The organism is Mesorhizobium sp. M0244, assembly GCF_040321795.1.
Taxonomy (GTDB): domain Bacteria; phylum Pseudomonadota; class Alphaproteobacteria; order Rhizobiales; family Rhizobiaceae; genus Mesorhizobium.
The window spans coordinates 146035-168808 of sequence record NZ_JAMYSE010000001.1 but is presented as its reverse complement, the minus strand read 5'-3'; the positions used below and the strand labels follow the sequence as shown (position 1 = coordinate 168808).

At 63.4% G+C, this 22774-nt stretch carries 24 protein-coding genes; 12 read left to right on the top strand and 12 right to left on the bottom strand.

Annotated features, from left to right (window positions below; genetic code table 11):
- Nucleotides 1-7: 7 nt before the first annotated feature.
- The 6 genes from tsaE to NKJ08_RS00750 all read left to right on the top strand — a co-directional run bounded on the left by tsaE (nucleotide 8) and on the right by NKJ08_RS00750 (nucleotide 9769).
- On the top strand, nucleotides 8-1519 hold the full coding sequence (gene tsaE, locus NKJ08_RS00775) for a tRNA (adenosine(37)-N6)-threonylcarbamoyltransferase complex ATPase subunit type 1 TsaE (protein ID WP_352780839.1): 1512 nt from the start codon (nucleotides 8-10) through the stop codon (nucleotides 1517-1519).
- A gap of 41 nt (nucleotides 1520-1560) precedes the next feature.
- A complete protein-coding gene (locus tag NKJ08_RS00770) occupies nucleotides 1561-2319 on the top strand; it encodes a nucleotidyltransferase family protein (RefSeq protein WP_352780837.1) in 759 nt (252 codons plus the stop codon).
- A complete protein-coding gene (addB, locus tag NKJ08_RS00765) occupies nucleotides 2316-5453 on the top strand; it encodes a double-strand break repair protein AddB (RefSeq protein ID WP_352780834.1) in 3138 nt (1045 codons plus the stop codon). Before NKJ08_RS00770 ends, addB begins: the two co-directional genes overlap by 4 nt.
- Entirely contained in the window at nucleotides 5450-8962 is a 3513-nt protein-coding gene (gene addA, locus NKJ08_RS00760; protein ID WP_352780831.1) for a double-strand break repair helicase AddA, read from the top strand. Before addB ends, addA begins: the two co-directional genes overlap by 4 nt.
- 73 nt (nucleotides 8963-9035) lie before the next feature.
- Complete coding sequence (trxA, locus tag NKJ08_RS00755) at nucleotides 9036-9359, top strand: thioredoxin (protein WP_352522415.1); 324 nt, start codon at nucleotides 9036-9038, stop codon at nucleotides 9357-9359.
- A 128-nt stretch (nucleotides 9360-9487) separates the two neighbouring features.
- Nucleotides 9488-9769 (top strand): cupin domain-containing protein, encoded by a 282-nt coding sequence (locus NKJ08_RS00750; protein WP_352780828.1) that lies wholly within the window; start codon nucleotides 9488-9490, stop codon nucleotides 9767-9769.
- Nucleotides 9770-9817: 48 nt separating this feature from the next.
- Here NKJ08_RS00750 and NKJ08_RS00745 read toward each other — a convergent pair whose 3' ends face one another.
- The 6 genes from NKJ08_RS00745 to NKJ08_RS00720 all read right to left on the bottom strand — a co-directional run bounded on the left by NKJ08_RS00745 (nucleotide 9818) and on the right by NKJ08_RS00720 (nucleotide 15436).
- On the bottom strand, nucleotides 9818-10237 hold the full coding sequence (locus NKJ08_RS00745; protein WP_352780825.1) for a VOC family protein: 420 nt from the start codon (nucleotides 10235-10237) through the stop codon (nucleotides 9818-9820).
- 62 nt (nucleotides 10238-10299) lie between these two features.
- Nucleotides 10300-11625, bottom strand: a complete 1326-nt coding sequence (locus NKJ08_RS00740) for a bifunctional folylpolyglutamate synthase/dihydrofolate synthase (protein WP_352780822.1) — start codon at nucleotides 11623-11625, stop codon at nucleotides 10300-10302.
- 62 nt (nucleotides 11626-11687) lie between these two features.
- Nucleotides 11688-12614 carry an acetyl-CoA carboxylase, carboxyltransferase subunit beta gene (gene accD / locus NKJ08_RS00735; RefSeq protein WP_352522419.1) on the bottom strand — a complete coding sequence of 309 codons (927 nt, stop codon included), beginning with the start codon at nucleotides 12612-12614 and terminating at the stop codon, nucleotides 11688-11690.
- Nucleotides 12615-12650: 36 nt separating this feature from the next.
- A complete protein-coding gene (trpA, locus tag NKJ08_RS00730) occupies nucleotides 12651-13490 on the bottom strand; it encodes a tryptophan synthase subunit alpha (protein WP_352522420.1) in 840 nt (279 codons plus the stop codon).
- 2 nt (nucleotides 13491-13492) lie between these two features.
- The gene (gene trpB, locus NKJ08_RS00725; protein ID WP_352780819.1) at nucleotides 13493-14743 is read right to left on the bottom strand and encodes a tryptophan synthase subunit beta; all 1251 of its coding nucleotides are present in this window, start codon (nucleotides 14741-14743) and stop codon (nucleotides 13493-13495) included.
- Nucleotides 14744-14776: 33 nt separating this feature from the next.
- Nucleotides 14777-15436 carry a phosphoribosylanthranilate isomerase gene (locus NKJ08_RS00720; RefSeq protein ID WP_352780816.1) on the bottom strand — a complete coding sequence of 220 codons (660 nt, stop codon included), beginning with the start codon at nucleotides 15434-15436 and terminating at the stop codon, nucleotides 14777-14779.
- A 138-nt stretch (nucleotides 15437-15574) separates the two neighbouring features.
- Here NKJ08_RS00720 and NKJ08_RS00715 point away from each other — a divergent pair, with 138 nt between their 5' ends.
- Complete coding sequence (locus NKJ08_RS00715) at nucleotides 15575-15793, top strand: hypothetical protein (protein ID WP_352780814.1); 219 nt, start codon at nucleotides 15575-15577, stop codon at nucleotides 15791-15793.
- Nucleotides 15794-15824: 31 nt separating this feature from the next.
- Here the strand turns inward: NKJ08_RS00715 and NKJ08_RS00710 are convergent, their stop codons facing one another.
- The 5 genes from NKJ08_RS00710 to NKJ08_RS00690 form a co-directional block, all read right to left on the bottom strand.
- Nucleotides 15825-16292, bottom strand: coding sequence for a hypothetical protein (locus NKJ08_RS00710; RefSeq protein WP_352780811.1), 468 nt, complete (start codon nucleotides 16290-16292; stop codon nucleotides 15825-15827).
- The gene (locus tag NKJ08_RS00705) at nucleotides 16289-17047 is read right to left on the bottom strand and encodes a M48 family metallopeptidase (protein ID WP_023677568.1); all 759 of its coding nucleotides are present in this window, start codon (nucleotides 17045-17047) and stop codon (nucleotides 16289-16291) included. Before NKJ08_RS00705 ends, NKJ08_RS00710 begins: the two co-directional genes overlap by 4 nt.
- A 100-nt stretch (nucleotides 17048-17147) precedes the next feature.
- The gene (locus NKJ08_RS00700) at nucleotides 17148-17627 is read right to left on the bottom strand and encodes a DUF2852 domain-containing protein (protein WP_352780808.1); all 480 of its coding nucleotides are present in this window, start codon (nucleotides 17625-17627) and stop codon (nucleotides 17148-17150) included.
- A 14-nt stretch (nucleotides 17628-17641) separates the two neighbouring features.
- Nucleotides 17642-17905 carry a hypothetical protein gene (locus tag NKJ08_RS00695; protein ID WP_352522426.1) on the bottom strand — a complete coding sequence of 88 codons (264 nt, stop codon included), beginning with the start codon at nucleotides 17903-17905 and terminating at the stop codon, nucleotides 17642-17644.
- On the bottom strand, nucleotides 17886-18350 hold the full coding sequence (locus NKJ08_RS00690) for an Lrp/AsnC ligand binding domain-containing protein (protein WP_352522427.1): 465 nt from the start codon (nucleotides 18348-18350) through the stop codon (nucleotides 17886-17888). Before NKJ08_RS00690 ends, NKJ08_RS00695 begins: the two co-directional genes overlap by 20 nt.
- A gap of 170 nt (nucleotides 18351-18520) precedes the next feature.
- Between NKJ08_RS00690 and NKJ08_RS00685 the strand changes: the two genes are divergently transcribed.
- Entirely contained in the window at nucleotides 18521-19534 is a 1014-nt protein-coding gene (locus NKJ08_RS00685) for a 1-aminocyclopropane-1-carboxylate deaminase (RefSeq protein ID WP_352780806.1), read from the top strand.
- A 48-nt stretch (nucleotides 19535-19582) separates the two neighbouring features.
- On the opposite strand, the gene NKJ08_RS00680 is transcribed toward NKJ08_RS00685, so the two are convergent.
- Complete coding sequence (locus NKJ08_RS00680) at nucleotides 19583-20353, bottom strand: alpha/beta hydrolase (RefSeq protein WP_352780804.1); 771 nt, start codon at nucleotides 20351-20353, stop codon at nucleotides 19583-19585.
- Nucleotides 20354-20565: 212 nt separating this feature from the next.
- Here NKJ08_RS00680 and infC point away from each other — a divergent pair, with 212 nt between their 5' ends.
- The 4 genes from infC to rplT all read left to right on the top strand — a co-directional run bounded on the left by infC (nucleotide 20566) and on the right by rplT (nucleotide 22685).
- Nucleotides 20566-21102 carry a translation initiation factor IF-3 gene (gene infC / locus NKJ08_RS00675; RefSeq protein ID WP_023677573.1) on the top strand — a complete coding sequence of 179 codons (537 nt, stop codon included), beginning with the start codon at nucleotides 20566-20568 and terminating at the stop codon, nucleotides 21100-21102.
- Nucleotides 21103-21226: 124 nt separating this feature from the next.
- The gene (locus NKJ08_RS00670) at nucleotides 21227-21883 is read left to right on the top strand and encodes a methyltransferase family protein (RefSeq protein ID WP_352780802.1); all 657 of its coding nucleotides are present in this window, start codon (nucleotides 21227-21229) and stop codon (nucleotides 21881-21883) included.
- Between the two features lie 161 nt (nucleotides 21884-22044).
- The gene (gene rpmI, locus NKJ08_RS00665) at nucleotides 22045-22248 is read left to right on the top strand and encodes a 50S ribosomal protein L35 (protein WP_006201248.1); all 204 of its coding nucleotides are present in this window, start codon (nucleotides 22045-22047) and stop codon (nucleotides 22246-22248) included.
- Between the two features lie 35 nt (nucleotides 22249-22283).
- Nucleotides 22284-22685 (top strand): 50S ribosomal protein L20, encoded by a 402-nt coding sequence (gene rplT / locus NKJ08_RS00660; RefSeq protein WP_352522431.1) that lies wholly within the window; start codon nucleotides 22284-22286, stop codon nucleotides 22683-22685.
- The last annotated feature ends 89 nt before the right edge of the window (nucleotides 22686-22774 follow it).

The window sequence follows — 22774 nt, the reverse complement described above, 5'->3', positions numbered from 1 at the left end:
GCGTTCGATGGCGGTATTGGTGCTGGAGCGTTTTCTCGCCGACGAGGCTGCGACGGCAAGGCTTGGCGAGGATCTCGCCATGTCGCTGCGCCTCGGCGACGTGCTGGCCCTCAAGGGCGATCTCGGCGCCGGCAAGTCGACCCTGGCGCGGGCGCTGATCAGGGCACTGGCCGACGATGCCGGCCTCGACGTGCCGAGCCCGACCTTCACGCTGGTCCAGAGCTACGACACGCGTGTGCCGGTCCATCATTTCGACCTTTACCGGCTGGGCACGGCATCCGAGCTGGACGAGCTGGGTTTCGACGAGGCGCTGACGCAAGGCGCTGCGCTGGTCGAATGGCCGGAGCGGGCAGAGGCATATTTGCCGAAAACTTCGGTGCTGGTCGAACTCCTCCAGCAGGGCGACGGCCGCCTGGCGAGACTGTCGGGACAGGGCGCCGCCTTCGAGCGCGCGGCGCGATCGCTGGCCATGCGGGATTTTCTCGGGCAGGCCGGTTGGGGCGAAGCGCAGCGGCGATATTTCATCGGTGATGCCTCGGCCCGCTCTTACGAGATCGTCACGCTTGCCGGATTTCCGCCACGCGTGCTGATGAACTCGCCAAGGCTGGTGCTCGGACCGCCAGTCCGCGACGGCAAACCCTATGCCGAGATCGCTCACACCGCGCAATCCGTTTCGGCTTTCGTCGCCATCGACCGGGCCTTGCGGGCCGGTGGCGTCAGCGTCCCGGAAATTCATGCCCAGGATCTCGACCAGGGTTTTCTTCTGCTGGAACATCTCGGTTCCCAAGGGTTTCTCGGCAAGCGCGGCCAGCCGGTGGCTGAGCGTTATGCGGCGGCGGCCGAACTGCTTGCCATGATGCACGGCAAAACATGGCCCGCCCGCATGCAGGCCGGCCCCGGCGCCTTCCACGAGGTGCCGCCTTTCGACCGCGACGCTATGATGATCGAGGCCGAATTGCTGGTCGACTGGTACGTGCCGGCGATATCAGGCGCTCCGCCAAGCGAGGCGTTGCGCACCGGCTATCGCAGTGAATGGAATGCGGTGCTCGACCGACTCAAGGAGCGCGAATACACACTGATGCTGCGCGACTTTCATTCGCCCAACCTGATCTGGCGTGGTGAACGTTCCGGTCACGATCGCCTCGGCGTCGTCGATATCCAGGATGCGCTGATCGGTCCGTCCGCCTACGACGTCGCCTCGCTCGCCATGGACGCGCGCGTCACCATCTCACCTGAAATCGAAAAGCACACGCTCGCCGCCTATATCGCCGCGCGACGCGCGGCCGGCGTCTTCGACGAAGACGAATTCCTCGAAACCTATGCAATCATGGCCGCACAGCGCAATTCCAAGATACTCGGCATCTTCGTGCGGCTCGAAAAACGCGACGGCAAGCCTTATTATCTGAAGCACCTGCCGCGCATCCGCGATTATCTTCGCCGGGCGCTGGCGCAGCCGGCGCTGGCCGGGCTGCAGGATTTCTACATCGCCCACGGCTTGCTGGAGGAACGGTCGATTTGACGACTAAGGATTTGGGCCTGAAGGCGTCGGACGAGGGACCGATGCCCACGACCGCCATGGTGCTCGCCGCCGGGCTCGGCAAGCGCATGCGGCCGATAACCGAGACGATGCCGAAGCCGCTCATCAAGGTCGCCGGCAAGGCATTGCTCGACTGGGGGCTGGACAGCCTTGCCGAGGCAGGCGTCGCCAAGGCCGTCGTCAACGTCCATTACCTGCCGCAACAGATCGTGGACCATGTTGCCAAGCGCAGCGTGCCGAAAATTATCATATCTGATGAGAGCAGCGGCCTGCTCGACTCCGCCGGTGGTATCGTCAAGGCACTGCCCAGTTTGCGGGCACCCTTCTATGTGCTCAATGCCGACACCTTCTGGATCGACAGCGGCGTTTCCAATCTCAGGCGTCTTGCCCTTGCATGGAAGGGCGCGACAATGGACATTCTGCTGATGCTTGCGGATCTCCAGTCAGCAACCGGACATAGCGGCGGCACCGATTTCCTGATGGCGTCGGGCGGCGCCTTGCGGCGTGCGAACAACGATCCCGCCGGCCTGATCTATGCCGGCGCGGCAATCGTCCATCCGCGCATCTTCAAGGATGCGCCGGCCGGCCCGCTGTCGCTCAACGCCTATTTCGATGCGGCCATCGCCGCCGGCCACCTGTTCGGTATGACGATGCGTGGCCATTGGATCACTGTCGGCACGCCTGACGCGATCCCGCGGGCGGAAGCAGTGGTCGCCGCCGCGCTTGCCGGGTCGCCCGATGCTCTTGCTGAGGCACCCGGCGCTCTTACCGAGTCGAAATGAGCGGCTCCCGCCGCGTTTTCTCGATCCCGCCTGGAGCGCCGTTCCTGCCGACGCTGGCCGAGGCGCTGCTTGCAGGGCGCCTTGTTCCCGGTTTTGCCCATGATGGCGATCCGCTGGTGCTGGCCGATCTCACCATCTACGTGCCGACACGCCGTGCCGCGCGAGCGCTTCGCGGCGTCTTCGTCGATGCTCTCTCGCGATCGGGAAGCCGCTCGGCGATCCTGCCGGTCATCCGCCCACTTGGTGAGTTCGATGAAGATGAAGCCGCCTTCGAGGCAGGAGCTTCCGCCGCCATCGACCTTGCGCCGCCGATCGCCGCGGTCGAGCGCCTGTTGCTGCTTGCGCCGCTGGTGCGGGCGTGGAAACGCCGCCTGCCGGCACATGTCGCGGCATTGTTCGACGAGGAGATCGTCATCCCGGCTTCGGCGGCCGACGCCATCTGGCTGGCGCGCGACCTTGCACGCCTGATGGATGAGATCGAGACCGAAGGCACGGATTGGGCGAGGCTCGCCGATCTTGTAACCGGCAACCTGGCAGGCTGGTGGCAGGTGACGCTCGATTTCCTGACCATCGTGACCGAGAACTGGCCGAAGCTCCTCGAGGAACGCCATCGCTCCAATCCGGCCGCGCATCGCAATGCCCTGATAAGGCTGGAGGCGGCGCGGCTGAAGCGCAATCCGCCCGCCGGACCGGTGATCGCCGCCGGTTCCACCGGGTCTATCCCCGCCACGGCCGAGCTGCTTGCCGCGATCGCCGGTTTGCCCAATGGCGCCGTCGTGCTGCCCGGCCTCGACCGGACGCTGGACGAACCGTCCTTTGCCGCGATTACCGCACCGGGTGTGCGCCCGGCCTTGCTTGGCCACCCGCAATACGGTCTGGCAAAGTTGATCGGCAAGATCGGCGTGCTGCGCGCCGATGTCGACGAGATTGCTGTTGCGCCGCGGCCGCTTACGCTGCGCGCCGCACTTGTCGGCGAGGCCCTGCGGCCGGCGGAAACCACCGAACTCTGGGCCGAGACGCGCGCCCGCTTCACCGCCGGCGACATTGCCGAGGCCTTCGCCGGTGTGACGCTTCTCGAAGCTGCCAGCGAACGCGACGAAGCCGTGGCGATCGCCGTCGCGCTCAAACAGGCCGTCGAACGGCCCGGCCGGCGCGCCGCACTCGTCACCGGCGACCGCGCGCGGGCGGGGCGCGGCGCCGTCGCGCTGGTGCGGTTCGGCGGGGCCGCCGACGATGCCGGCGGTACGCCGCTCATCAACCCGCCAGCCGCCGGCCGGCTCAGGCTGGCGCTTCAAGCGGCGTTCCGTCCGGGCGACCCGGTCGCCTTGCTGTCGCTGCTCAAGCACCCCCTGCTCGGCCTCGGTTTGGAGCGGGCAAGCGTCCGCCATGCGGCCGAAATCGTCGAACTGGTGGCGCTGCGTGGCGGCACCGGGCGCCCGGATGTCGCGTCGCTGCCGCAACTCTTCGATGCCCGGCTCCTCGAATTCGACGACGGCGGCCCTCGCCGCCGACCCTTCTGGCGGCCGCGGCGCTCGGTCAGGCGCATCGAACAAGCCCGCGATCTTCTGATCCGACTAACTGCTGCACTGGCGCCGCTGCATGCCTTTCGCGGCGAGGAGAATGCCGATCTTGCCACGCTTGTCCGGGCCAGCGTCGTCGCGCTCGAAAGCCTCGGCCGTGCTGCCGATGAAAGCCTGAGCGAGCTCTATGCCGGCGATGCGGGCGAAAAGCTGGCGGAGTTGCTGCGCGGGCTGGTCGCCGCGTCGGCATGGTTCTCCTTCGCGGCGGACGAATGGCCTGATGTGATGGAGGCGCTGATCGCGCCCGAAACGGTCAAGCCGGCGCAGGGCACCGACAGGAACATCGCCATCTGGGGCGTGCTGGAAGCGCGGCTTCAGGACGTCGATACGCTGGTCGTCGGCGGGCTCAACGAAGGCGTGTGGCCGCGCAAGCCGGAGAGTGACCGCTTCATGTCGCGGCTGATGAAGACCGGCATCGATCTCGAACCACCCGAACGGCGCATCGGCCTTGCCGCCCATGATTTCCAGATGGCGATGGGCGCGAAAAACGTGGTGCTGGCGCGCTCCGCCCGCTCCGGCGACGCACCGTCGGTGCCGTCGCGCTGGCTGCAGCGTATCCTTACCTTCGTCGGCGAGGAGCACGCTGCGGCACTTCGTCGGCGCGGCGATGAACTGCTTGCCTGGGCACGGGCACTCGATGCCGGCGAAAAGCAGGATTTTGCGCCGCGGCCGCAGCCGAAACCGCCGCTCGCCGTGCGGCCGCACCATTTCTCGGTCACCGAGATCGAAACGCTACGGCGCGATCCTTATGCCGTCTACGCCAAAAGGATCCTCCGCCTGATGCCGCTCGATCCGGTCGTTCGCGATCCGGGCGCTGCCGAGCGCGGCACGCTGTTTCACGCCATTCTGCACCTCTTCTCAGCGAGGGTGGCCGACCCGCGCACGCCGGAGGCGCTGGATGGGCTTATCGCCGCCGGGCGCTCCTGCTTTGCCGAGGCGGCCCTGCCGGCCGATGTCGAGGCGGTGTGGTGGCCACGCTTCGAAAAGCTTGCCACCGGCATCATCGAATGGGAGCGCGGCCGGGCCGCAGCGGTGGCACGGCGGCACGCCGAGGAACGCGCCGAAAAGACCGGCGTCGGCCGATCCGGCGTGACCCTGTCCGGCTATGCCGATCGTATCGATCTGCTGGCCGGCGGCATGGCCGACATTCTCGATTACAAGACCGGCTCCTCGCCATCCAAGGCGCAGGCGCACACGCTATTGTCGCCGCAGCTCGCGCTGGAGGGCGCATTGCTGCGGCGCGGCGCCTTCAAGGAGCTTGGCGCACGCGAGCCGTCGCAACTGGCCTTCGTGCGGCTGAGGCCGAATGGCGAGGTGTTCGAGGAATCGATCCTCGAACACAACCGCAAGCCGCGAACCGCTGCCGATCTCGCCGAAGAGGCGTGGGCGCGGTTGGAAAAACTGCTGATCCACTATGCCGACCCGACGACCGGCTATTTGTCGCGGGCGTTGCCGTTCCGCGAGGGCGAGACCGACGGCGACTACGACCATCTCGCCCGCGTGCTCGAATGGTCCGCCGGCGGCGACGCCGACGACGAGGGAGGGGAGGCATGAAGAAGGCCTATCCCATCCCGAGTGACACCGCCGCCAGCCAGGCGAGCGCCTCCGATCCGCAAAATTCCGCCTGGGTGTCGGCCAATGCCGGATCGGGCAAGACCCATGTGCTCGCCCAGCGCGTCATCCGGCTGCTGCTGCGCGGCACCGATCCGTCCAAGATCCTGTGCCTGACCTATACGCGTGCCGCCGCCGCCAACATGTCGAACCGGGTGTTTTCGACCCTGTCGCATTGGACGGCACTTGGCGACGCCGAGCTCTCGGCACGGATAGAGGCGCTGGACGGCCGCCAGCCCGATCGCGAGACCATGCGCCGGGCGCGACGGCTGTTTGCCGAGGCGCTGGAAACACCGGGCGGGCTGAAGATCCAGACCATCCACGCCTTCTGCGAATCGGTGCTGCATCAGTTCCCGCTGGAAGCCAACATCCCCGCGCATTTCGAAATGCTCGATCCGCAAATGGAGGCTTCGCTGTTCGCCGCTGCCCGCCGCGACATGATTTCGGGCGGCGTTGCAGGCGACGCAGCATTGGCCGAGGCTTTTGCCACCGTGCTGGAGCGCGGTGGCGAACATGGGCTCGACGCACTGCTGTCCGAGATTGTGCGCAAGCGCGACGGTTTGCGCGCCTTCATCGTCGCGGCCGGCGGCGATGGTTTTCAGCCGCTGTGCGATGAGTTCCACTTCCGCACCGGCCAGACCGCCGAAGGCATAGCCGCCGCGGTCTGGCCGCTGCCCGGCTTCCTGCCGGATTATCTCGTCACCTTTTCCCGGGCGGCCGAGGCCGCCGATGCGCGCATCGTGCTGAACAATCTGCTGCCCTACGCCCGTCTTGCCTTCGCGGAGGATGACGCCGTCCGACGTCTGCATCTGCTTGCCAAGGCTTTCCTGAGGGCCGACGGCGAGCCCTATGATCCGGCAAAGACGTTCAAGAAGGCGCTGCTCGACCGGCTGCCCGATCTTGCCGAACGCTATCTGGCGGCGGTCGACGCCGTTCTCGAAATCTCCGACCGGCTGGCCTTGTTCAGGATGCTGGAAGGCACGCGTGCGGCGCTGACCATCGCCGACTGGCTGATCGCCCGCTACGAGCAGTTGAAGCGCGCCCGCGGCTTTCTCGACTTCAACGACCTGATCACCCGCACCGTCAACCTGCTGGCACGGCCCGATGCCGGCCCATGGGTGCAATACAAGCTCGACCAAGGGATCGACCACATCCTGCTCGACGAGGCGCAGGACACCAGTCCCGACCAGTGGGAGGTGGTCAAGCGGCTGGCGGAGGAGTTCTTTGCCGGGCTCGGCGCGCGCGACGCCGTCCACCGTACGATCTTTGCCGTCGGTGACGAAAAGCAGTCGATCTATTCCTTCCAGGGTGCCGCCCCGGATTCGTTTGCCGACAGCCGGCTTTTGTTTGCCGGCAAAGTTCGTGGTGCCGACGCCGCCTTCGCCGATCTCAAGCTTACCTGGTCGTTCCGCTCGACCGACGACGTGCTTGCGGCGGTGGATCGCGTCTTTGTCGATCCGATCGTGCGGCGCGGCATCAGCCATGATCCCGATCCGCTCGACCATAAGGCGATCCGCACCGATGCGTCGGGTTACGTCGAGGTCTGGCCGTCGATCGGCGCAGATGTCGTCGACGAACCCGACGACTGGACGCAAGCGGTCGACCATGCCCACGCGCCGGCGGTGCGCGTTGCCGAAAACGTCGCAGCAACCATTGCCGGCTGGATCGGCAGCGGTGAGGTCATCGAAGGCCGCGGCAAGAAACTTCGGCCCGGCAATGTGCTGGTGCTGGTGCGCAAGCGCGACCGCTTCGTCCATGCGCTGACGCGGGGACTGAAGCGCCGCGACATTCCGGTGGCCGGCGCCGACCGGCTCAGCCTGCCCGGACACATCGCGGTGAAGGACCTGATCGCACTCGGCCATTTTCTCATCCAGCCCGAAGATGATTTGTCGCTCGCCGCCGTGCTGCGCAGCCCGATCTTCGATATCTCGGAAGAGATGCTTTTCGCCCTCGCTTCCGAGAGGCCGCCCGCTGTCTCGTTGATCGCTTCGCTGCGCCGGCATGCCGGCGAAAGCGAGACCTTGGCCGCCGTCGTCAGCCGGCTCGACACATGGTCGAACGAAGCCGCATTCAAGCCGGTGTTCGAATTTTATGCCGGAGCTCTCGCCCGCGACGGCCTGCGCAAGAAGATGATCGCGCGGCTCGGGCCGGAGGCCGGCGATATCCTCGACGAATTCCTCAATTTCTGCCTGGCCGAGGAGCGGACCGGCCTGCCCGGACTGGAATCCTTCCTGTCGACGCTGGAAAACGCCGGCCCCGAGATCAAGCGCGAGATGGACCAGACCCGCGACGAGGTTCGCGTCATGACCGTTCATGCCGCCAAAGGCCTGGAAGCGCCGGTGGTATTCCTGGTCGATGGCGGCTCCGCGCCGTTCAGCGACCAGCATTTGCCGAGATTGATGCCGTTCGAAGGCTCGGGCGACTGCTGGGATGGCAAGGGCTATCTCTGGCGTTCGGCCAGCGATGTTGCCAATGTATTTTCACGCGCCGCATCGACCCGCGCTCGCGAGCTCGCCGACGACGAATACCGCAGGCTGCTCTATGTCGGCATGACCCGCGCCGAGGATCGGCTGATCGTCTGCGGCTACCATGGCAAGCGGGCGCCGAACACCGGCACCTGGCATTCGATCGTCAGCCGCGCGCTGGTCGGCGCAGCCGAAAGCGAGGAACGACGGCACCCCGCTACCGCCGAAGCCGTGCACCGCTTTCAGGTGACGAAGCTGCCGCCCATGCCACTGGCGGCAGTGGATGAAGCACGGCAGGTGGAACGCGCCGCTCCTTTGCCGAAAACCCTGTTCCAGCCCCTGCCGCCCTTCGAGGAGCTGCCGCGGCCGTTGTCGCCATCCGGCGCCTCGGTGCTGATCGACGAAGCGAGGCAAGCCGTAGTCGACACGCGTTCGCCGGTGCTGGATGCCGAGGCCGAGCCCGGCTTTGCCGTTATGCGCGGATTGGCGCTGCACAAATTGCTGCAGATGCTGCCCGGCATCGCCGCGGGCGAACACCGGAATGCTGCCGAACGCTACCTGGCGCACGCCGGCGCGGAATGGCCGGAAGACGAGCGCGAAAAAGCCTTGGCCGCGGTTTCCAGAATTCTTGCCGACAGCCGCTTCGCGCCGCTGTTTGCACCAAACTCGCGTGCCGAGGTCGCCATCATGGGCAGCCTGGAGGTGCGGGGAAAACTACGTTCGATCTCCGGCAAAATCGACCGGCTGGCGGTAACGCCCGGCAGCGTGTCGATCGTCGACTACAAGACCAACCGGCCAGCACCGGCGATGCTCTCCGAAGTACCGCCCGCCTATATTCTGCAGCTCGCACTCTATCGCGCGCTGCTTCAGCCGCTCTATCCGGGATGCGAGGTCTCGGCGGCGCTGCTGTTCACTGAGGCGCCGCGGCTGATCGAGCTGCCGGCGGCAGCCATGGACGGTGCCCTTGCTCGACTCACGGGAGCGTGACACAACACCTGCTTGAAGAAAGACGCGATCACCACCACATTTGGTGCGACGAAAAAATCGAAAGGATCTCAGCATGGCCACCGTCAAGGTCGACAAGAGCAATTTCCAGGCCGACGTGCTCGACGCCAAGGAGCCCGTCGTGGTCGATTTCTGGGCGGAGTGGTGCGGCCCGTGCAAGATGATCGCCCCGGCGCTCGAGGACATCGCCATCGAACTCGGCAGCAAGGTGAAGATTGCCAAGCTCAACATCGACGAGAATCCTGAGCTGGCCGCGCAGTTCGGCGTGCGCTCGATCCCGACGCTGATGATCTTCAAGGGCGGCGAAGTCGCCGACATGAAGGTCGGTGCTGCGCCGAAGACCGCATTGTCGCACTGGATCAACGGCAGTCTCGCCTGATCCGATTGAAATTTTGCAGAACAGCCCGGCCTCGCGCCGGGCTTTTTCTTGGCGTCACCGATCCGCAGATCTGGCACTCGCCACTTGCCGTCTTATGCTCTTGTCTGGCTTAAAGCAGGAGAAGCGACATGACCGGATCCGCCAAGGCCACCGTCTTCATCGACAATGAGCGCGTCATCGTCACCGAATACCGCTTCGCCCCGGGCGACAACACCGGCTGGCACCGCCACGGCCACGACTACGTGATCGTGCCACTGACCGACGGCAAGGTGAAGCTCCTGACCAAGGACGGCGAATCCTTCGCCGAAATGAAGAAGGGTGCGCCCTATTTCCGCAACGAGGGCGTCGAACATGACGTCATCAGCACAAACGATGGCGAATTCGCCTTCATCGAGGTCGAGCTGAAGTAATCCACCAACGTGTAGGCTGCGCCGCCATAAGCGTCCGGCAAGGCGCGATCACCAATCCGCGATACGATCGCCTCCGACGAATTGCGCACTTTCTTCCGTATATTCGAACAGTTCTATCTTCACGCCGTTAGGGTCGCGAATCCAAGCCTGGTACGTGTCATCGCACGCGCGTTTTTTTGAAGTGATTTCAACGCTCTTCGACCGCACATGGGCGATTGCGGCGTCGATGTTTTCCACTTCGAGGCAAAAATGGTTGATCTGGTTCAAGTCGCTATAACTCGCATGGTCTTTCTGGAACACCTCGACGTGACTACGGCTGTCGCAATTGAGGTAAAAACCGAAAATCTTCCCGTCGCGCAGGAAATTGAACTGGGTGTCCATGCCGAGGACGTCCCGATAGAAGCTTCGCGTCACTTCCAGGTCATTCGCGAAAATGCACACGTGAGCAAGCTGCTTTACCTTGATCATGACTGGCTCCTCGCGGTGGTCTGATAGGTCTGGTGTCATCGCGGCCCGGGCGAATGCACGCCTCAGGTCGGCGGCGTGCCGTTTTCGGCCAGTACCGCGCCGGCAAGGTAAAGCGATCCGCCGATCAGGATGCGCGGCGGCGGTCCGTCCCATGTATCGCGCAGCAGCATCAGTGCATTGGCGACGGAACTCACCGGCTCGGCTGACAGCCCGGCCTCGGTGGCGCGGGTCGCCAGTTCGTCATTCGGAACTCCGGCCTCGCTCAGGCTCACCGGCACGGTGTAGACATGCCGGACCAGCCCTTTGAAGGCACGGAAATAGCCGCTCTGGTCCTTGGTGTTGATCATGCCCGAGATCAGGAACAGCGGACGCGGGTTCTTTTCCTCCTGCTCGGCCAGCGCCTCGGCGACGACCACGCCGGCGCCGGGATTATGGCCGCCGTCGAGCCAGATGTCGGCGCCCTTCGGTGCCAGTTCGCTCAGCTTGCCTTGCGGCAACTTCTGCATACGGCCCGGCCAGACGACGCTGGCCATCGCCTTCTCGGCAGTGCGGTGGCTGATCTCGAAGCCCGCCGCCTTGACGGCCTCGATCGCCGCGGCCGCATTGGCGAATTGGTGGCGCCCCGGCAGGCGCGGCGGCGGCAGGTCCATCAATCCGTCTTCGTCCTGATAGACCATGCGGCCGTTTTCCTCATAGGCGAGGAAATCCTGGCCATAGACGAAGGCGGGACAGTCAAGCCGCTCGGCGGTTTCGATAAGCACCTGCTGCGCCGTCTCGCTTTCCTGCGCGCCGATGACGACCGGGCAACCACGCTTGATGATGCCGGCCTTTTCGGCGGCGATCAGTTCGACACGGTCGCCGAGATAGGCTTCGTGGTCGAGCGAGACCGGCATGATCACCGACACCGCCGGCTCGGCGATGACATTGGTGGCGTCGAAGCGGCCGCCAAGGCCGACCTCAAGGATGACCGCGTCGGCCGGATGTTCGGAAAACAAAAGGAAGGTGACGGCGGTGAGGATTTCGAAGACGGTGATCTTCTGACCTTGATTGGCCTCGGCAACACGAGCGATGGCTTCGGCGAAGACCTTGTCGTCCACCAGCCTGCCGCCGCCATCGGCGGCTAGCCGGTAGCGCTCGTGCCAGTTCACTAAGTGTGGCGAAGTGTGGACGTGGACGCGGTAGTCGGCTGCTTCGAGCAGCGCCCGCGAAAAAGCGGCACAGGAGCCCTTGCCGTTGGTGCCGGCGATGTGGATGACCGGCGGCAACTGGTCCTGCGGGTTGCCGAGGCGTTCGAGCAGCCGCGAAATGCGGTCGAGCGAAAGGTCGAAGCCCTTCGGGTGAAGCGCCATCAGGCTTTCGATTTCGCGGTCGGCGGCAAGCGTGGTCATGAAGGAATCCTAAGCGCGCGCACAACGGCACACAACAGCCGCTCGCGCCGCCTGATGTCGCGTCAGGCTTGCGGCCGGGCTTCGGCCGGGATCGCCACCGGCGGCAGGATTTCCGGCTCCTGTGGTTTTTGCTCTTCCGGCAGCTTGAGCAGCATTCTCAGCAGCCGCGCAACCGTCTGGCGCATCTCCAGCCGCGACACCACCATGTCGACCATGCCGTGTTCCATCAGATATTCGGCGCGCTGGAAGCCGTCGGGCAGCTTTTCGCGGATGGTCTGCTCGATGACGCGCGGTCCGGCAAAGCCGATCAGCGCCCCGGGCTCGGCAATGTGCACGTCGCCCAGCATGGCGTAAGAGGCGGTGACGCCGCCGGTCGTCGGGTTGGTCAGGACGACGATGTAGGGAAGGCCGGCCTCCTTCAGCCTGTCGACGCCAATCGTGGTCCGCGGCAGCTGCATGAGCGACAGGATGCCTTCCTGCATGCGGGCGCCGCCGGAGGCCGCAAACAGGATCAGCGGCCGCTTGCGCTGCAAGGCGACCTCGAAACCATGCACAATGGCGTCGCCGGCCGCCATGCCGAGCGACCCGCCCATGAAGGCAAAATCCTGCACCGTCACCACCACCGGCAGGCCCTCTACCGTGCCCAGCGCATTGATGATGGCATCTTCCAGGCCGGTCTTGGCCTTGGCATCCTTCAGCCGGTCTACATAGCGCTTCTCGTCGCGGAACTTGAGTGGATCCTGCACCACCTTGGGGTTCTCGAGCGTTTCGTATTTGCCGTCATCGAGGAAGAATTTCAGCCGTTCCTTGGCCGAGATTTTCATATGGTGGCCGGAGGACGGGATGACGAACTGATTCTGCTCCAGATCCTTGTGGAACACCATTTCGCCGGTCTCGGGATCCTTGATCCACAGGTTTTCCGGCATGTCGGTGCGGCGGCCGAGCATCGAATTGATCTTCGGGCGGACGTAATTGGTGATCCAGTTCATCGCTTCGGCTCCTGTCCTTACGAAGACGTAGGAAGACTATTCGGCGGCAGCAAGGCGGGCGGCCCGCACCCCTTGCGAAAGGCCGCTGACCAGCGTGGCGACGGCCTCGGCCGGATCGGCAGTCTTTTCGCCTTTCGGCCCCAGCACGTTGGCGACCGCATTGACGATCGCGGTGCCGACGACGACGCCGTCGGCCGACGCGCCGATGGTGCGCGCCTGCTCGGCGGTCTTGACGCCGAAGCCGACGCAGACCGGTAGGTCGGTATGGCTCTTGATGCGCTTGACCGCTGCCGCCACCTTGCCGGTGTCGGCCAGCGCCGAACCGGTGATGCCGGTCATCGAGACGTAGTAGACGAAACCCGACGTGTTCTGCAGCACCTTGGGCAGGCGCTTGTCATCGGTGGTCGGCGTCGCCAGCCGGATGAAATTGATGCCGGCCTTGAGTGCCGGGATGCAAAGCTCCTCGTCCATCTCCGGTGGCAGGTCGACGACGATCAGCCCGTCGATGCCACTTGCCAGCGCGTCGCTCAGGAAGCGCTCGACACCGTAGATGTAGATCGGATTGTAATAGCCCATCAAAACGATCGGCGTTTCACTGTCGCCGGCGCGGAATTCCGAGGCCATCTTCAGCGTCTTGACCAGAGTCTGGCCGCCCTTCAGCGCGCGCAGGCCGGCCGCCTGGATCGCCGGGCCGTCGGCCATCGGATCGGAAAACGGCATGCCGAGCTCGATAATGTCGCTGCCGGCGCCGGGCAGCGCCTTCATGATTGACAGCGACGTGTCGTAGTCGGGGTCGCCGCCCATGAAATAGGTGACGAGCGCCGGGCGCCCTTCGGCCTTCAGCTTCGCCATGCGGCGGTCGATGCGCGTGGTCATGATCAGATCTCCATGCCCAGCATATTGGCCACCGTATGCACGTCCTTGTCGCCGCGTCCGGACAGATTGACGATGACGATCTGGTCCTTGTCCATATCAGGCACGATCTTCACCGCATGGGCGATGGCGTGGGCGGATTCCAGCGCCGGGATGATGCCTTCGACGCGCGTCGTCAGCTGAAACGCCTCCAGCGCTTCGTCGTCGAGGATCGGCACATAGTCGACGCGGCCGGAATCGCGCAGCCACGAATGCTCGGGACCGACGCCGGGATAGTCGAGACCGGCCGAGATCGAATGGCCATCCATGATCTGGCCGTCGGCGTTCTGCAGCAGATAGGTGCGGTTGCCATGCAGCACGCCGGGCGCGCCGGCACTCATAGAAGCGCAATGCTCGATGCCGTCGAGGCCGCGGCCGCCGGCTTCGACACCGATGATGCGGACCTGCCTGTCGTCGAGGAAGGGATGGAACAGGCCAATGGCATTCGAGCCACCACCGACAGCGGCGATGATCGTGTCGGGCAGCCGGCCTTCCTGTTCGAGGATCTGAGCACGCGCCTCGGTGCCGATCACCGACTGGAAGTCGCGCACCAGCTCCGGATAGGGATGCGGGCCGGCGGCGGTGCCGATCAGGTAATAGGTGTCCTCGACATTGGTCACCCAGTCGCGCAGGGCCTCGTTCATGGCGTCCTTCAGCGTGCCGTGGCCGGCGGTTACCGGCCGCACCTCGGCGCCCAAAAGCTTCATGCGAAAGACGTTGGGGCTTTGCCGGGCAACATCGGTTGCACCCATATAGACGATACAGGGAAGGCCGAAACGCGCCGCCACCGTAGCGGAAGCGACGCCATGCTGGCCGGCACCGGTCTCGGCGATGATCCTCGTCTTGCCCATGCGCTTGGCGAGCAGGATCTGGCCGAGGCAGTTGTTGATCTTGTGCGAGCCGGTGTGGTTCAGGTCCTCGCGCTTGAAATAGACCTTTGCGCCGCCGCCGAGGCCCTTCGCCGAGGACACCTCACGAAGATGCCTGGTCAGGCCTTCGGCGAAATAGAGCTTCGACGGCCGCCCGGCATAATGCGTCGAGAGATCGGTCAGTTCGGCCTTGAAATCCGGGTCGTTCTTGACCTCGTTCCAGTGCCGCTCCAGCTCGAGGATCAGCGGCATCAGCGTTTCGGCAACGAAACGACCGCCAAAAATGCCGAACATGCCCTGCTCGTCGGGGCCGGTGCGGAAGGAATTCGGTATCGCCGGCTTGTCCATCGCCGATCTCCTGGTCTGTGGTTTGAAGCGTGGTCAGGCGGCGCGGTTGTCGCGTGCTGCCCCGACGGCGCGGAAAAATTGTTCGATCAGCGCCGGTTCCTTGACGCCCGGCTCGCTCTCCACGCCCGAGGAAACATCTATTCCGGGCGGGTTCGCCAGCCGAAAGGCGTCGCCGATATTGCCGGCATTGAGCCCACCGGAAAGCATGTAATCGACGCCGGCGTCAAGGCCAGCCAGAATGCGCCAGTCGAAGGCAAGACCGTTGCCGCCCGGCAATTCCGAACCCTTAGGCGGCTTGGCATCGAACAGGAAGCGGTCGGCAATGCCGATGAAGGGTTTGACCCGCCCGAGATCGGCAGCCTCGCTGACCGGCAGCGCCTTCATCACCGGCAAGCCGTAGCGGGCCTTCACCTCGGCCACCCGCTCGGGCGGCTCGGCGCCGTGAAGCTGCAGCATGTCGGGCTGCATCTTTTCGACGATCTCATCCAGGAACGCATCGCTGGCGTCGACCGTCACGGCAACCGCCTTGGCCTTGCCGCGCGCCGCTTCGCGCAGGCGGCCGGCTTCCGCCAGCTCGACATAGCGCGGGCTTTTGGCAAAGAAAATGAAGCCGACATGGCTGGCGCCGCCGGCCAATGCCGCAGCCAGTGCCTTGTCGGTCTTCAACCCGCATATCTTGATGTCGAGCGTCATGGCGCGGGGATTGGCACGAAACGGCCAAAGAGTCGAGAAAAAGCATCCTGTTTGCCGCCAGCGCGGAACGCGCTACCTTGCTAATGTAAGAGCGGAACGCGCTACTTGCTCAGGCACAGAGGCGGGAGAACAAAGACCATGCCGGAAAAGACCGTCGCGGAACTCAGGCAAAAGCTGGCGCAGGCCCATGAGGTCATCGCTCATTTGATGGACAAGGCAGCCTTCAACGGCGCCGAGGCCCACCGGGCGCTGGTTTATTTCAGCAACGATGGCTTCGAGAAGGATTTCCTGCCCTGGCCGCGCCACGCCGATGAGGGATTGCGGCCGGAGGAGTTGAACGCGGCGAATGACGATTGAGCAATTAAGCCCTGATCAAAAGCGCACTCTGTCAATGGAGTGTTCCTCCTCTCAACGCGCGACTTAGGTTGTTCATGGCCTCCAACGGAAAGTCATGTTTGCGCCAGTTTTCCTTGTAACCTTCGAGGCCATGTGTGTTCAAAACCTCACGCGCGGCACTGAGAACTGCTTCTGCAAACTCTCGCAACCCGCATGTGGCTTCAAGTTTCACCTCGCCGAAGTCGTCTGGCTCGTCAGACCAGATTTCTGAAAATTCCAGTATCTGCACTCTGACAAAAGCGCCTTCCGGCACCAGGACGAAGCGATACTCACCGGGTTCATCACAGAAGCGTGCGACCGAATACCTGGTGCCTTTCAGCGCGTTCAGCGTAGCGCCAAGCAGCTCGTTGAGGGCATCGCCCAGATAAGACGCCGCCACGGTCGCCTGAAGGTCCCCAACCGTGACATCGCCCAGCCCGCTCCAATCAGCCGGTATTCGATCCGCGCAGGCATCAATCACTCGAACGCGATCGCCTGCAGCGCGCCGCCATTGCGCTTGAGCCAGTCCTTGCAGCGCTCGGTGTCCGGGCAAAGCTGCTCGCATAATTTCCAGAATTTCGGGCCGTGGTTCATCTCCTTGAGATGCGCCACTTCGTGCGCGACGAGGTAGTTTATGACCGGCCGCGGCGCCATCATGATGCGCCAGGAAAACGACAGATTGCCGTCCGACGTGCAGGATCCCCAGCGGCTCGACGTGTCCTTGAAACGGATCGCCTTGGCCCGCTTGCCAATCGCGGCGCTGTGCTTGGTCACCAGCGCCTCGATCTCGCGCTTGGCTTCGCGCTTGAGGAAATCGGCGATGCGGCGCGGCAGATGCACACGCTCGCCATGCACGATCATCAGCGGCCCGCGCTCGTCGCGCGATAACGTGACGGTGCCGCGTTTCGACGGTTCATGGACGATGCGATGCGGTACGCCGCGCACCGGTACCTTGATGCCGGGCCGCACCTGCGGCCGGTTGGGCACCTTGGCCAGCCTTTGCTCCAGCCAGTCCTGATGGCGGTCGAGGAATTTTTCCACCTCGCCGCGGCGCAGCCCCGGCGGCACGGTGATGCGCAGGCCGCGGCCGCCGGAGTCGATGCGCAGCGTCAGGCGGCGGGCGCGGTCGTTCTCGACGATCTTGAGCGGCAGCGTGCGGCCGGCAACGCAATGCTCGCGCTCCACGACGGGCGTGGGCTTGGGTTTCGCCGGGGTGCGGAAGAAGCCGAAGGACATGCCGGGACGATACGCGATTCGAGGGAAACGAATAGAACAAAAAAGAAACGGCGCCGCTGACGCGACGCCGTTTTTGAATTATTTATCGGGGCAAGGACCTTTACTCGTCGAGCAGGCCTGGCGTGGACTTGCCGCTGGGTTTGTTGTTGGTCGTCGGCCCGGTGGTCGTGGGCGACGTCGGCTTGTTGCGATTGGCCATGAAGCGGTCGAACTCGTCCTGGTCCTTGGCGCGGCGCAATTCGCGCGCATAGTCGTCGAACTCGCCCAGCATCTCGTCGAGCTTGCGGCGCTCTTCGGCCAGCCGCTCGAGTTCCTTTTCGCGCCAGTCGTCGAAAGCGACGTTGCCGGTACGGGCGGAGCCATGGCCCCAGCGCGCGGCCTTGTCGGAACGGCGGCGGCAGCCGGCGAAGATGCCGTCGGTCGCGCGGTTGACGTCACGCTTGAAGCCTTCGAGCCGGTCGCCCCAGATGATGTAGGCGAGCATGGCGAAGCCGAGCGGCCAGAACACCATGAACCCGATCACCATCAACGCGATGGTCGCCGGCGTCCAAGCCGGACGGATCAATGCAGATGTGTTCATTTTCTCCCAATCCTTCAGTTGGAGACAGCCAAATCCGGCTGCGTGGAATCGAAATGGGATGAAGAAAACGGCGATTCAAGACAGCAATCGCCAAAACCGGACAAGCGGCTGAAATGATTATCGCTTTTTGAGCGTATCGAGGAAAAGAGCAGCCAGGCCCGTAAGGTGGCAATGCCGCCGACGGTTCTGTAGTGAAAATCCAGCGCCGATCGCGTCTGCTGGCTGAGTGCAATGGTTTGACGCTTCGAAGCCGTCCGTTCAAAAATCCAGAGGCGCATTGTCGACGACTTCTTTCATCACGAAGAAGGTTCTCGTCTGGCGAACGCCGGGCAGTGCGATCAATTGGTCCCCGTGGATTCGGTTGAAATCCGCCATGTCACCAACCCTGATCTTCAGAAAATAATCGAAGTCGCCTGCCACCAGATGGCAGTCGAGGATGAATTTCAGTTTGGCGACGGCCTTTTCGAATTCCGCGAAACTCTCCGGGGTCGAACGGTCGAGTACGACGCCAACCATCACCAACGCGCCTCTGTCGACCTTCTGCGGGGTCACCATCGCTCTGACATGGCTGATGTAGCCTTCATCGAACAGGCGTTGCGTCCGGCGGTGGCACGTCGCCGGGCTGACAGCGACCGACTGCGCCAGCTCCGCATTGGTCAGTCGCCCATTGCCCTGGAGCAGGCGCAACATTTTCAGGTCGATCCGGTCGAGCGGTGCGCGCATGAAAGATTCTTCCGTTATTCTAATTAAGAATCGAATATATATGACATTTCAATGCCATGAAGCGATATTTTGGACATTTCAGGCTCGATCTTTGAGAGCACCTTTCAAGGCAGAGCTGATAGTGTTCATCGCACCACACCGCAATGAATGGAACAAGGGAGGGCACTCTCATGCTCGAGAAATTCGAACGCTATCCGCTCACTTTCGGGCCGACCCATATCGAGAAACTGGAGCGGCTTGGTGGTCATCTCGGCGGGAAGGTCGATCTCTATGCCAAGCGGGAGGATTGCAATTCCGGCCTTGCCTTCGGTGGCAATAAACTGCGCAAGCTCGAATACATCGTCCCGGACGCGATCGCCTCAAACGCCGACACGCTGGTGTCGATCGGTGGCGTTCAATCCAACCATACGCGCATGGTGGCGGCCGTCGCGGCGAAGATCGGCATGAAATGCCGCCTCGTGCAGGAAAGCTGGGTGCCCCACGAGGACGCCGTCTACGATCGCGTCGGCAATATCCTTTTGAGCCGGATCATGGGCGCTGATGTCCAGATGGTCGATGAGGGTTTCGACATCGGGATTAGGGAAAGCTGGGAACAGGCAATCGCGGATGTGAAGGCCAAGGGTGGCAGACCCTATCCAATTCCGGCCGGGGCTTCGGTACACAAATATGGGGGCCTGGGCTATGTCGGCTTCGCCGAGGAGGTCCGCGCGCAGGAGAAGGAGCTCGGTTTTGCCTTCGACTACATCGTCGTTTGTACCGTCACCGGTTCGACTCATGCCGGCATGCTGGTCGGCTTCGCCAAGGACGGCCGCGAGCGCAAGGTGATCGGCATCGACGCATCCTGCACCCCGGCGCCGACCAAGGCGCAAGTGCTGAAGATCGCGCAGAGCACCGCGATGCTGGTCGAACTCGGCAAGGAGCTCGATGAGGACGATGTCGTCTTGATCGAAGATTATGCCTATCCGGTCTACGGCGTCCCCTCGCAGGAGACGAAGGCAGCGATCCGTCTCTGCGCGCGCCTTGAAGGCATGATCACGGATCCGGTCTACGAGGGAAAATCCATGCAGGGCATGATCGATCTCGTGGAGAAGGGTTACTTTCCCAAGGGATCGAAAGTGCTCTACGCCCACCTCGGCGGCGCTCCGGCCATCAACGGATATGCTTATACATTCCGCAACGGCTGAATACCTTCAGTTGCAGCATCTGCGATCTATGGCCGCGATCAACGGCGGCTACCCGGCCTGCCGCACCATCGCGTCGATCGCCCGCACCAGCATGTCCAGATCCTGCGGCCGCGACAGGCGGTGGTCGCCGTCGGGAATGAGTGACAGCGTGACATCGTCGGCCGGAAGCAGGCCGACGAGCTTCAGCGCATGGCTCGGCGGCACGTCGGGGTCAGCCAGGCCTTGCAGGATGTGGACCGGGCAATGCGTGTCGATCGGGCCGGTCATCACCCGGTTGGTGCGGCCGTCCTCGATCAGTGCGCGCGTGTAAATGTAAGGCTCGGCGGAATAGTCCGACGGCTCCTCGAAAAGGCCCTTTTCCCGGAGGTCGCGCTTCTGCGCCTCAGTCAGCACCGGCTCGATCAGTTCGAAGGTGAAATCAGGCGCCGGGGCCAGGAGCACAAGACCGGCGACGCTGTTCTCGGCCGCCTTGCGCAATTCCTGCACCATGCGCAGCGCAATCCAGGCGCCCATCGACGAGCCGACCAGGATTTGCCTGCCCTGGGTGAAGCGGCGGAAAACCGCCAGGCTCTCGTCTAGCCATTTCGAGATGGTGCCGTCGGTAAAGGCGCCGCCTGACTCGCCATGGCCGGAATAATCGTGGCGCAGGAAGGCGCGACCTTCCCCAAGCGCCCATTCCGACAGCGTTTCGGCCTTGGTGCCCAGCATGTCGGATTTGTAGCCGCCAAGCCAGACGATGCCGGGCTCAGTGCCTGCCGCATGCCTGACGGCGATGCTCGTCCCGTCGACGTCCAGAAAGATCGGGGTGGTGGCGCTCATGACGTGTTCCCTCGTGACGGTGTTTTGGCACAAGCGGGGGTTCGACGAAAAGTGCTCTGCGTTTTCTTTGCTTGGTGCAGCGATGCATTCATCGAGCAGGTGATTTCCTGAGAATGCTGTGCTATTGACTCCGACCGCGCGCTCACCACATTGCGCGTTCGCAATCTGAACTGAAGAACCCCTTAACGAAACGGCTCAAGGAGACCACGACCATTCGCAGACCTTTCAAAGCAGCGGCGCCCACCAAGGAAGGCCCGCGCTCAAATCGCGACATCCGGGTTCCCCGGGTCCAGCTAATCGACGCCGAAGGCCAGAACCGCGGCGATGTCTCCATCAACGACGCATTGCTGCTCGCCGAAGAGGCTGGGCTCGATCTGGTCGAGATATCGCCCAATGCAGTGCCGCCCGTCGTAAAGATCCTCGATCTCGGCAAGCTGAAATACGCCAACCAGAAGAAGGCGGCCGAGGCGCGCAAGAACCAGAAGGTCATCGAGATCAAGGAGATCAAGATGCGCCCGAACATCGACAGCCACGACTACGAGACGAAGATGAAGGCCGTCCGGCGCTTTTTCGAGGAAGGCGACAAGGTCAAGCTGACTTTGCGTTTCCGTGGTCGCGAGATGGCGCATATGGAACTCGGCATGCAGCTTCTGAACAAGGTTCGCGAGGAAGTGGCGCCCATCGCCAAGGTCGAAGCCGAACCGAAGCTCGAAGGCCGCCAGATGATGATGGTGCTGGCGCCCCGCTAAAATCTGCCTGAATCATGTTGCAAGGCGTCCCGGCGATCGGCGGGGCGCCTGTTTCTTGTCCAGACGCTGCGATCGCCGGCGAGAGCGAAGACGCTCTGGTTCCCTCGACGATCGGATTCCCGACATGGTCAATGAAGTCAAGCATTCGGAAGTCAAACATCCGGAAGCCAAATATGGGCTGGGCAGCTACCAGCACACGCGCAGGATGGTGCTTGCCGGGGTCGTCGTCGTCCTGTTCGCGATGCTTTTGTTCGGGCAGTCGGTTTTTCCGCCCGATACGCCAGTGCATGAAACGATCGAAATGGTCGGCATCCTGCTGATCTTTCTCGGCATTGTCGGACGCTTGTGGTCGACGCTCTATATCGGTGGGCGAAAATCCTCCGAAGTCGTTACCGGCGGGCCCTATTCGATCACCCGCAACCCGCTCTATGTCTTCTCCACCGTGGCGGCCGCCGGCGTCGGCGCGCAGATCGGCTCGGTCACCGCCATGATCGGCTTTGCAGTCCTGTGCGCTGCCGCCTTCCATATCGTCATTTTGCGCGAGGAGAAGTACCTGAGATACGCACTCGGCGCCCCATTCGAGGCTTATGTGGCGCGGGTACCGCGCTTCTTTCCGAAGCTTTCGCTGTATCAGGAGGGCAATACCGGCGGCTTCAAGCCGCGCCTGCTCTTGACCACGCTGCTCGACGGTCTGGTGTTCCTGGTTGCCTTGCCGGCCTTCGAACTGATCGACGGCGCCCAGCAGGCTGGCATACTGCCGGTGCTGTTCCGTTTCCCGTGACCACTGGGTGTTGCGCGCCGGCCCGCTTTGACGTATAGGACCGCCGTTCCTAAAAAACCGCCCGGCAGGGCATGCCGTGGCGGTTTCATTTGCTTTTCGGGCTGTGGTCGGCCTGAAGCGAACAAAAAGCGCATTGGTGCGCATATAAACGGAGTAGCAAAATGCCCAAGATGAAGACCAAGTCGGCCGCTAAGAAGCGGTTCAAGATCACAGGTACCGGTAAAGTTCTGTCGGCTGCGGCCGGCAAGCGTCACGGCATGATCAAGCGTTCCAACAAGTTCATTCGAAATGCCCGCGGCACGATGGTTCTGGCTGAACCGGATGGCAAGAAGGTCATCAAGAATTTTCTGCCGAACGGCCTCTGAGCATTCGGTCTGGACAGCGTTAAGGAGATCATGACATGGCACGCGTAAAGAGAGGCGTCACCTCGCACGCCAAGCACAAGAAGGTTCTGAAAGCCGCCAAGGGTTTCTACGGCCGCCGCAAGAACACCATCCGCATCGCCAAGCAGGCGGTGGAAAAGTCGATGCAGTATGCGTATCGCGATCGCAAGAACCGCAAGCGCTCGTTCCGCGCTCTGTGGATCCAGCGCATCAATGCGGCGACGCATGAGCATGGCCTGACCTATGGCCGCTTCATTGACGGTCTCAACAAGGCCGGCATCGAGATCGACCGCAAGATCCTGTCGGACATGGCCATCCACGAGCCGCAGGCCTTCGCCGCACTCGTGGCCAAGGCCAAGGTTGCGCTCGAATACCTCAAGAATACCACGCCGAATGCTTTTGAAAGCGCTGTCGCTTAAGACCAGCGCTTCCCAAGCTATTCGACACTTGATTTGGGAAACCCGCGCTGGCAGGGCTGGCGCGGGTTTTTCTTTGCTTCCAATCGGGT

Excerpts from the sequence above, each read along its gene's own strand:
- NKJ08_RS00715 (WP_352780814.1), top strand. The coding sequence starts at position 15,575 with ATGCCGGAAAAGACCGTCGCGGAACTCAGGCAAAAGCTGGCGCAGGCC.
- tsaE (WP_352780839.1), top strand. The coding sequence starts at position 8 with ATGGCGGTATTGGTGCTGGAGCGTTTTCTCGCCGACGAGGCTGCGACG.
- NKJ08_RS00705 (WP_023677568.1), bottom strand. The coding sequence starts at position 17,047 with ATGTCCTTCGGCTTCTTCCGCACCCCGGCGAAACCCAAGCCCACGCCC.
- rpmI (WP_006201248.1), top strand. The coding sequence starts at position 22,045 with ATGCCCAAGATGAAGACCAAGTCGGCCGCTAAGAAGCGGTTCAAGATC.
- NKJ08_RS00745 (WP_352780825.1), bottom strand. The coding sequence starts at position 10,237 with ATGATCAAGGTAAAGCAGCTTGCTCACGTGTGCATTTTCGCGAATGAC.
- trpB (WP_352780819.1), bottom strand. The coding sequence starts at position 14,743 with ATGGACAAGCCGGCGATACCGAATTCCTTCCGCACCGGCCCCGACGAG.
- NKJ08_RS00670 (WP_352780802.1), top strand. The coding sequence starts at position 21,227 with ATGGTCAATGAAGTCAAGCATTCGGAAGTCAAACATCCGGAAGCCAAA.
- NKJ08_RS00700 (WP_352780808.1), bottom strand. The coding sequence starts at position 17,627 with ATGAACACATCTGCATTGATCCGTCCGGCTTGGACGCCGGCGACCATC.
- NKJ08_RS00740 (WP_352780822.1), bottom strand. The coding sequence starts at position 11,625 with ATGACCACGCTTGCCGCCGACCGCGAAATCGAAAGCCTGATGGCGCTT.
- trxA (WP_352522415.1), top strand. The coding sequence starts at position 9,036 with ATGGCCACCGTCAAGGTCGACAAGAGCAATTTCCAGGCCGACGTGCTC.
- NKJ08_RS00720 (WP_352780816.1), bottom strand. The coding sequence starts at position 15,436 with ATGACGCTCGACATCAAGATATGCGGGTTGAAGACCGACAAGGCACTG.
- rplT (WP_352522431.1), top strand. The coding sequence starts at position 22,284 with ATGGCACGCGTAAAGAGAGGCGTCACCTCGCACGCCAAGCACAAGAAG.
- NKJ08_RS00680 (WP_352780804.1), bottom strand. The coding sequence starts at position 20,353 with ATGAGCGCCACCACCCCGATCTTTCTGGACGTCGACGGGACGAGCATC.
- accD (WP_352522419.1), bottom strand. The coding sequence starts at position 12,614 with ATGAACTGGATCACCAATTACGTCCGCCCGAAGATCAATTCGATGCTC.
- NKJ08_RS00695 (WP_352522426.1), bottom strand. The coding sequence starts at position 17,905 with ATGCGCCTCTGGATTTTTGAACGGACGGCTTCGAAGCGTCAAACCATT.
- addB (WP_352780834.1), top strand. The coding sequence starts at position 2,316 with ATGAGCGGCTCCCGCCGCGTTTTCTCGATCCCGCCTGGAGCGCCGTTC.
- NKJ08_RS00690 (WP_352522427.1), bottom strand. The coding sequence starts at position 18,350 with ATGCGCGCACCGCTCGACCGGATCGACCTGAAAATGTTGCGCCTGCTC.
- NKJ08_RS00750 (WP_352780828.1), top strand. The coding sequence starts at position 9,488 with ATGACCGGATCCGCCAAGGCCACCGTCTTCATCGACAATGAGCGCGTC.
- addA (WP_352780831.1), top strand. The coding sequence starts at position 5,450 with ATGAAGAAGGCCTATCCCATCCCGAGTGACACCGCCGCCAGCCAGGCG.
- NKJ08_RS00685 (WP_352780806.1), top strand. The coding sequence starts at position 18,521 with ATGCTCGAGAAATTCGAACGCTATCCGCTCACTTTCGGGCCGACCCAT.
- NKJ08_RS00770 (WP_352780837.1), top strand. The coding sequence starts at position 1,561 with ATGCCCACGACCGCCATGGTGCTCGCCGCCGGGCTCGGCAAGCGCATG.
- trpA (WP_352522420.1), bottom strand. The coding sequence starts at position 13,490 with ATGACCACGCGCATCGACCGCCGCATGGCGAAGCTGAAGGCCGAAGGG.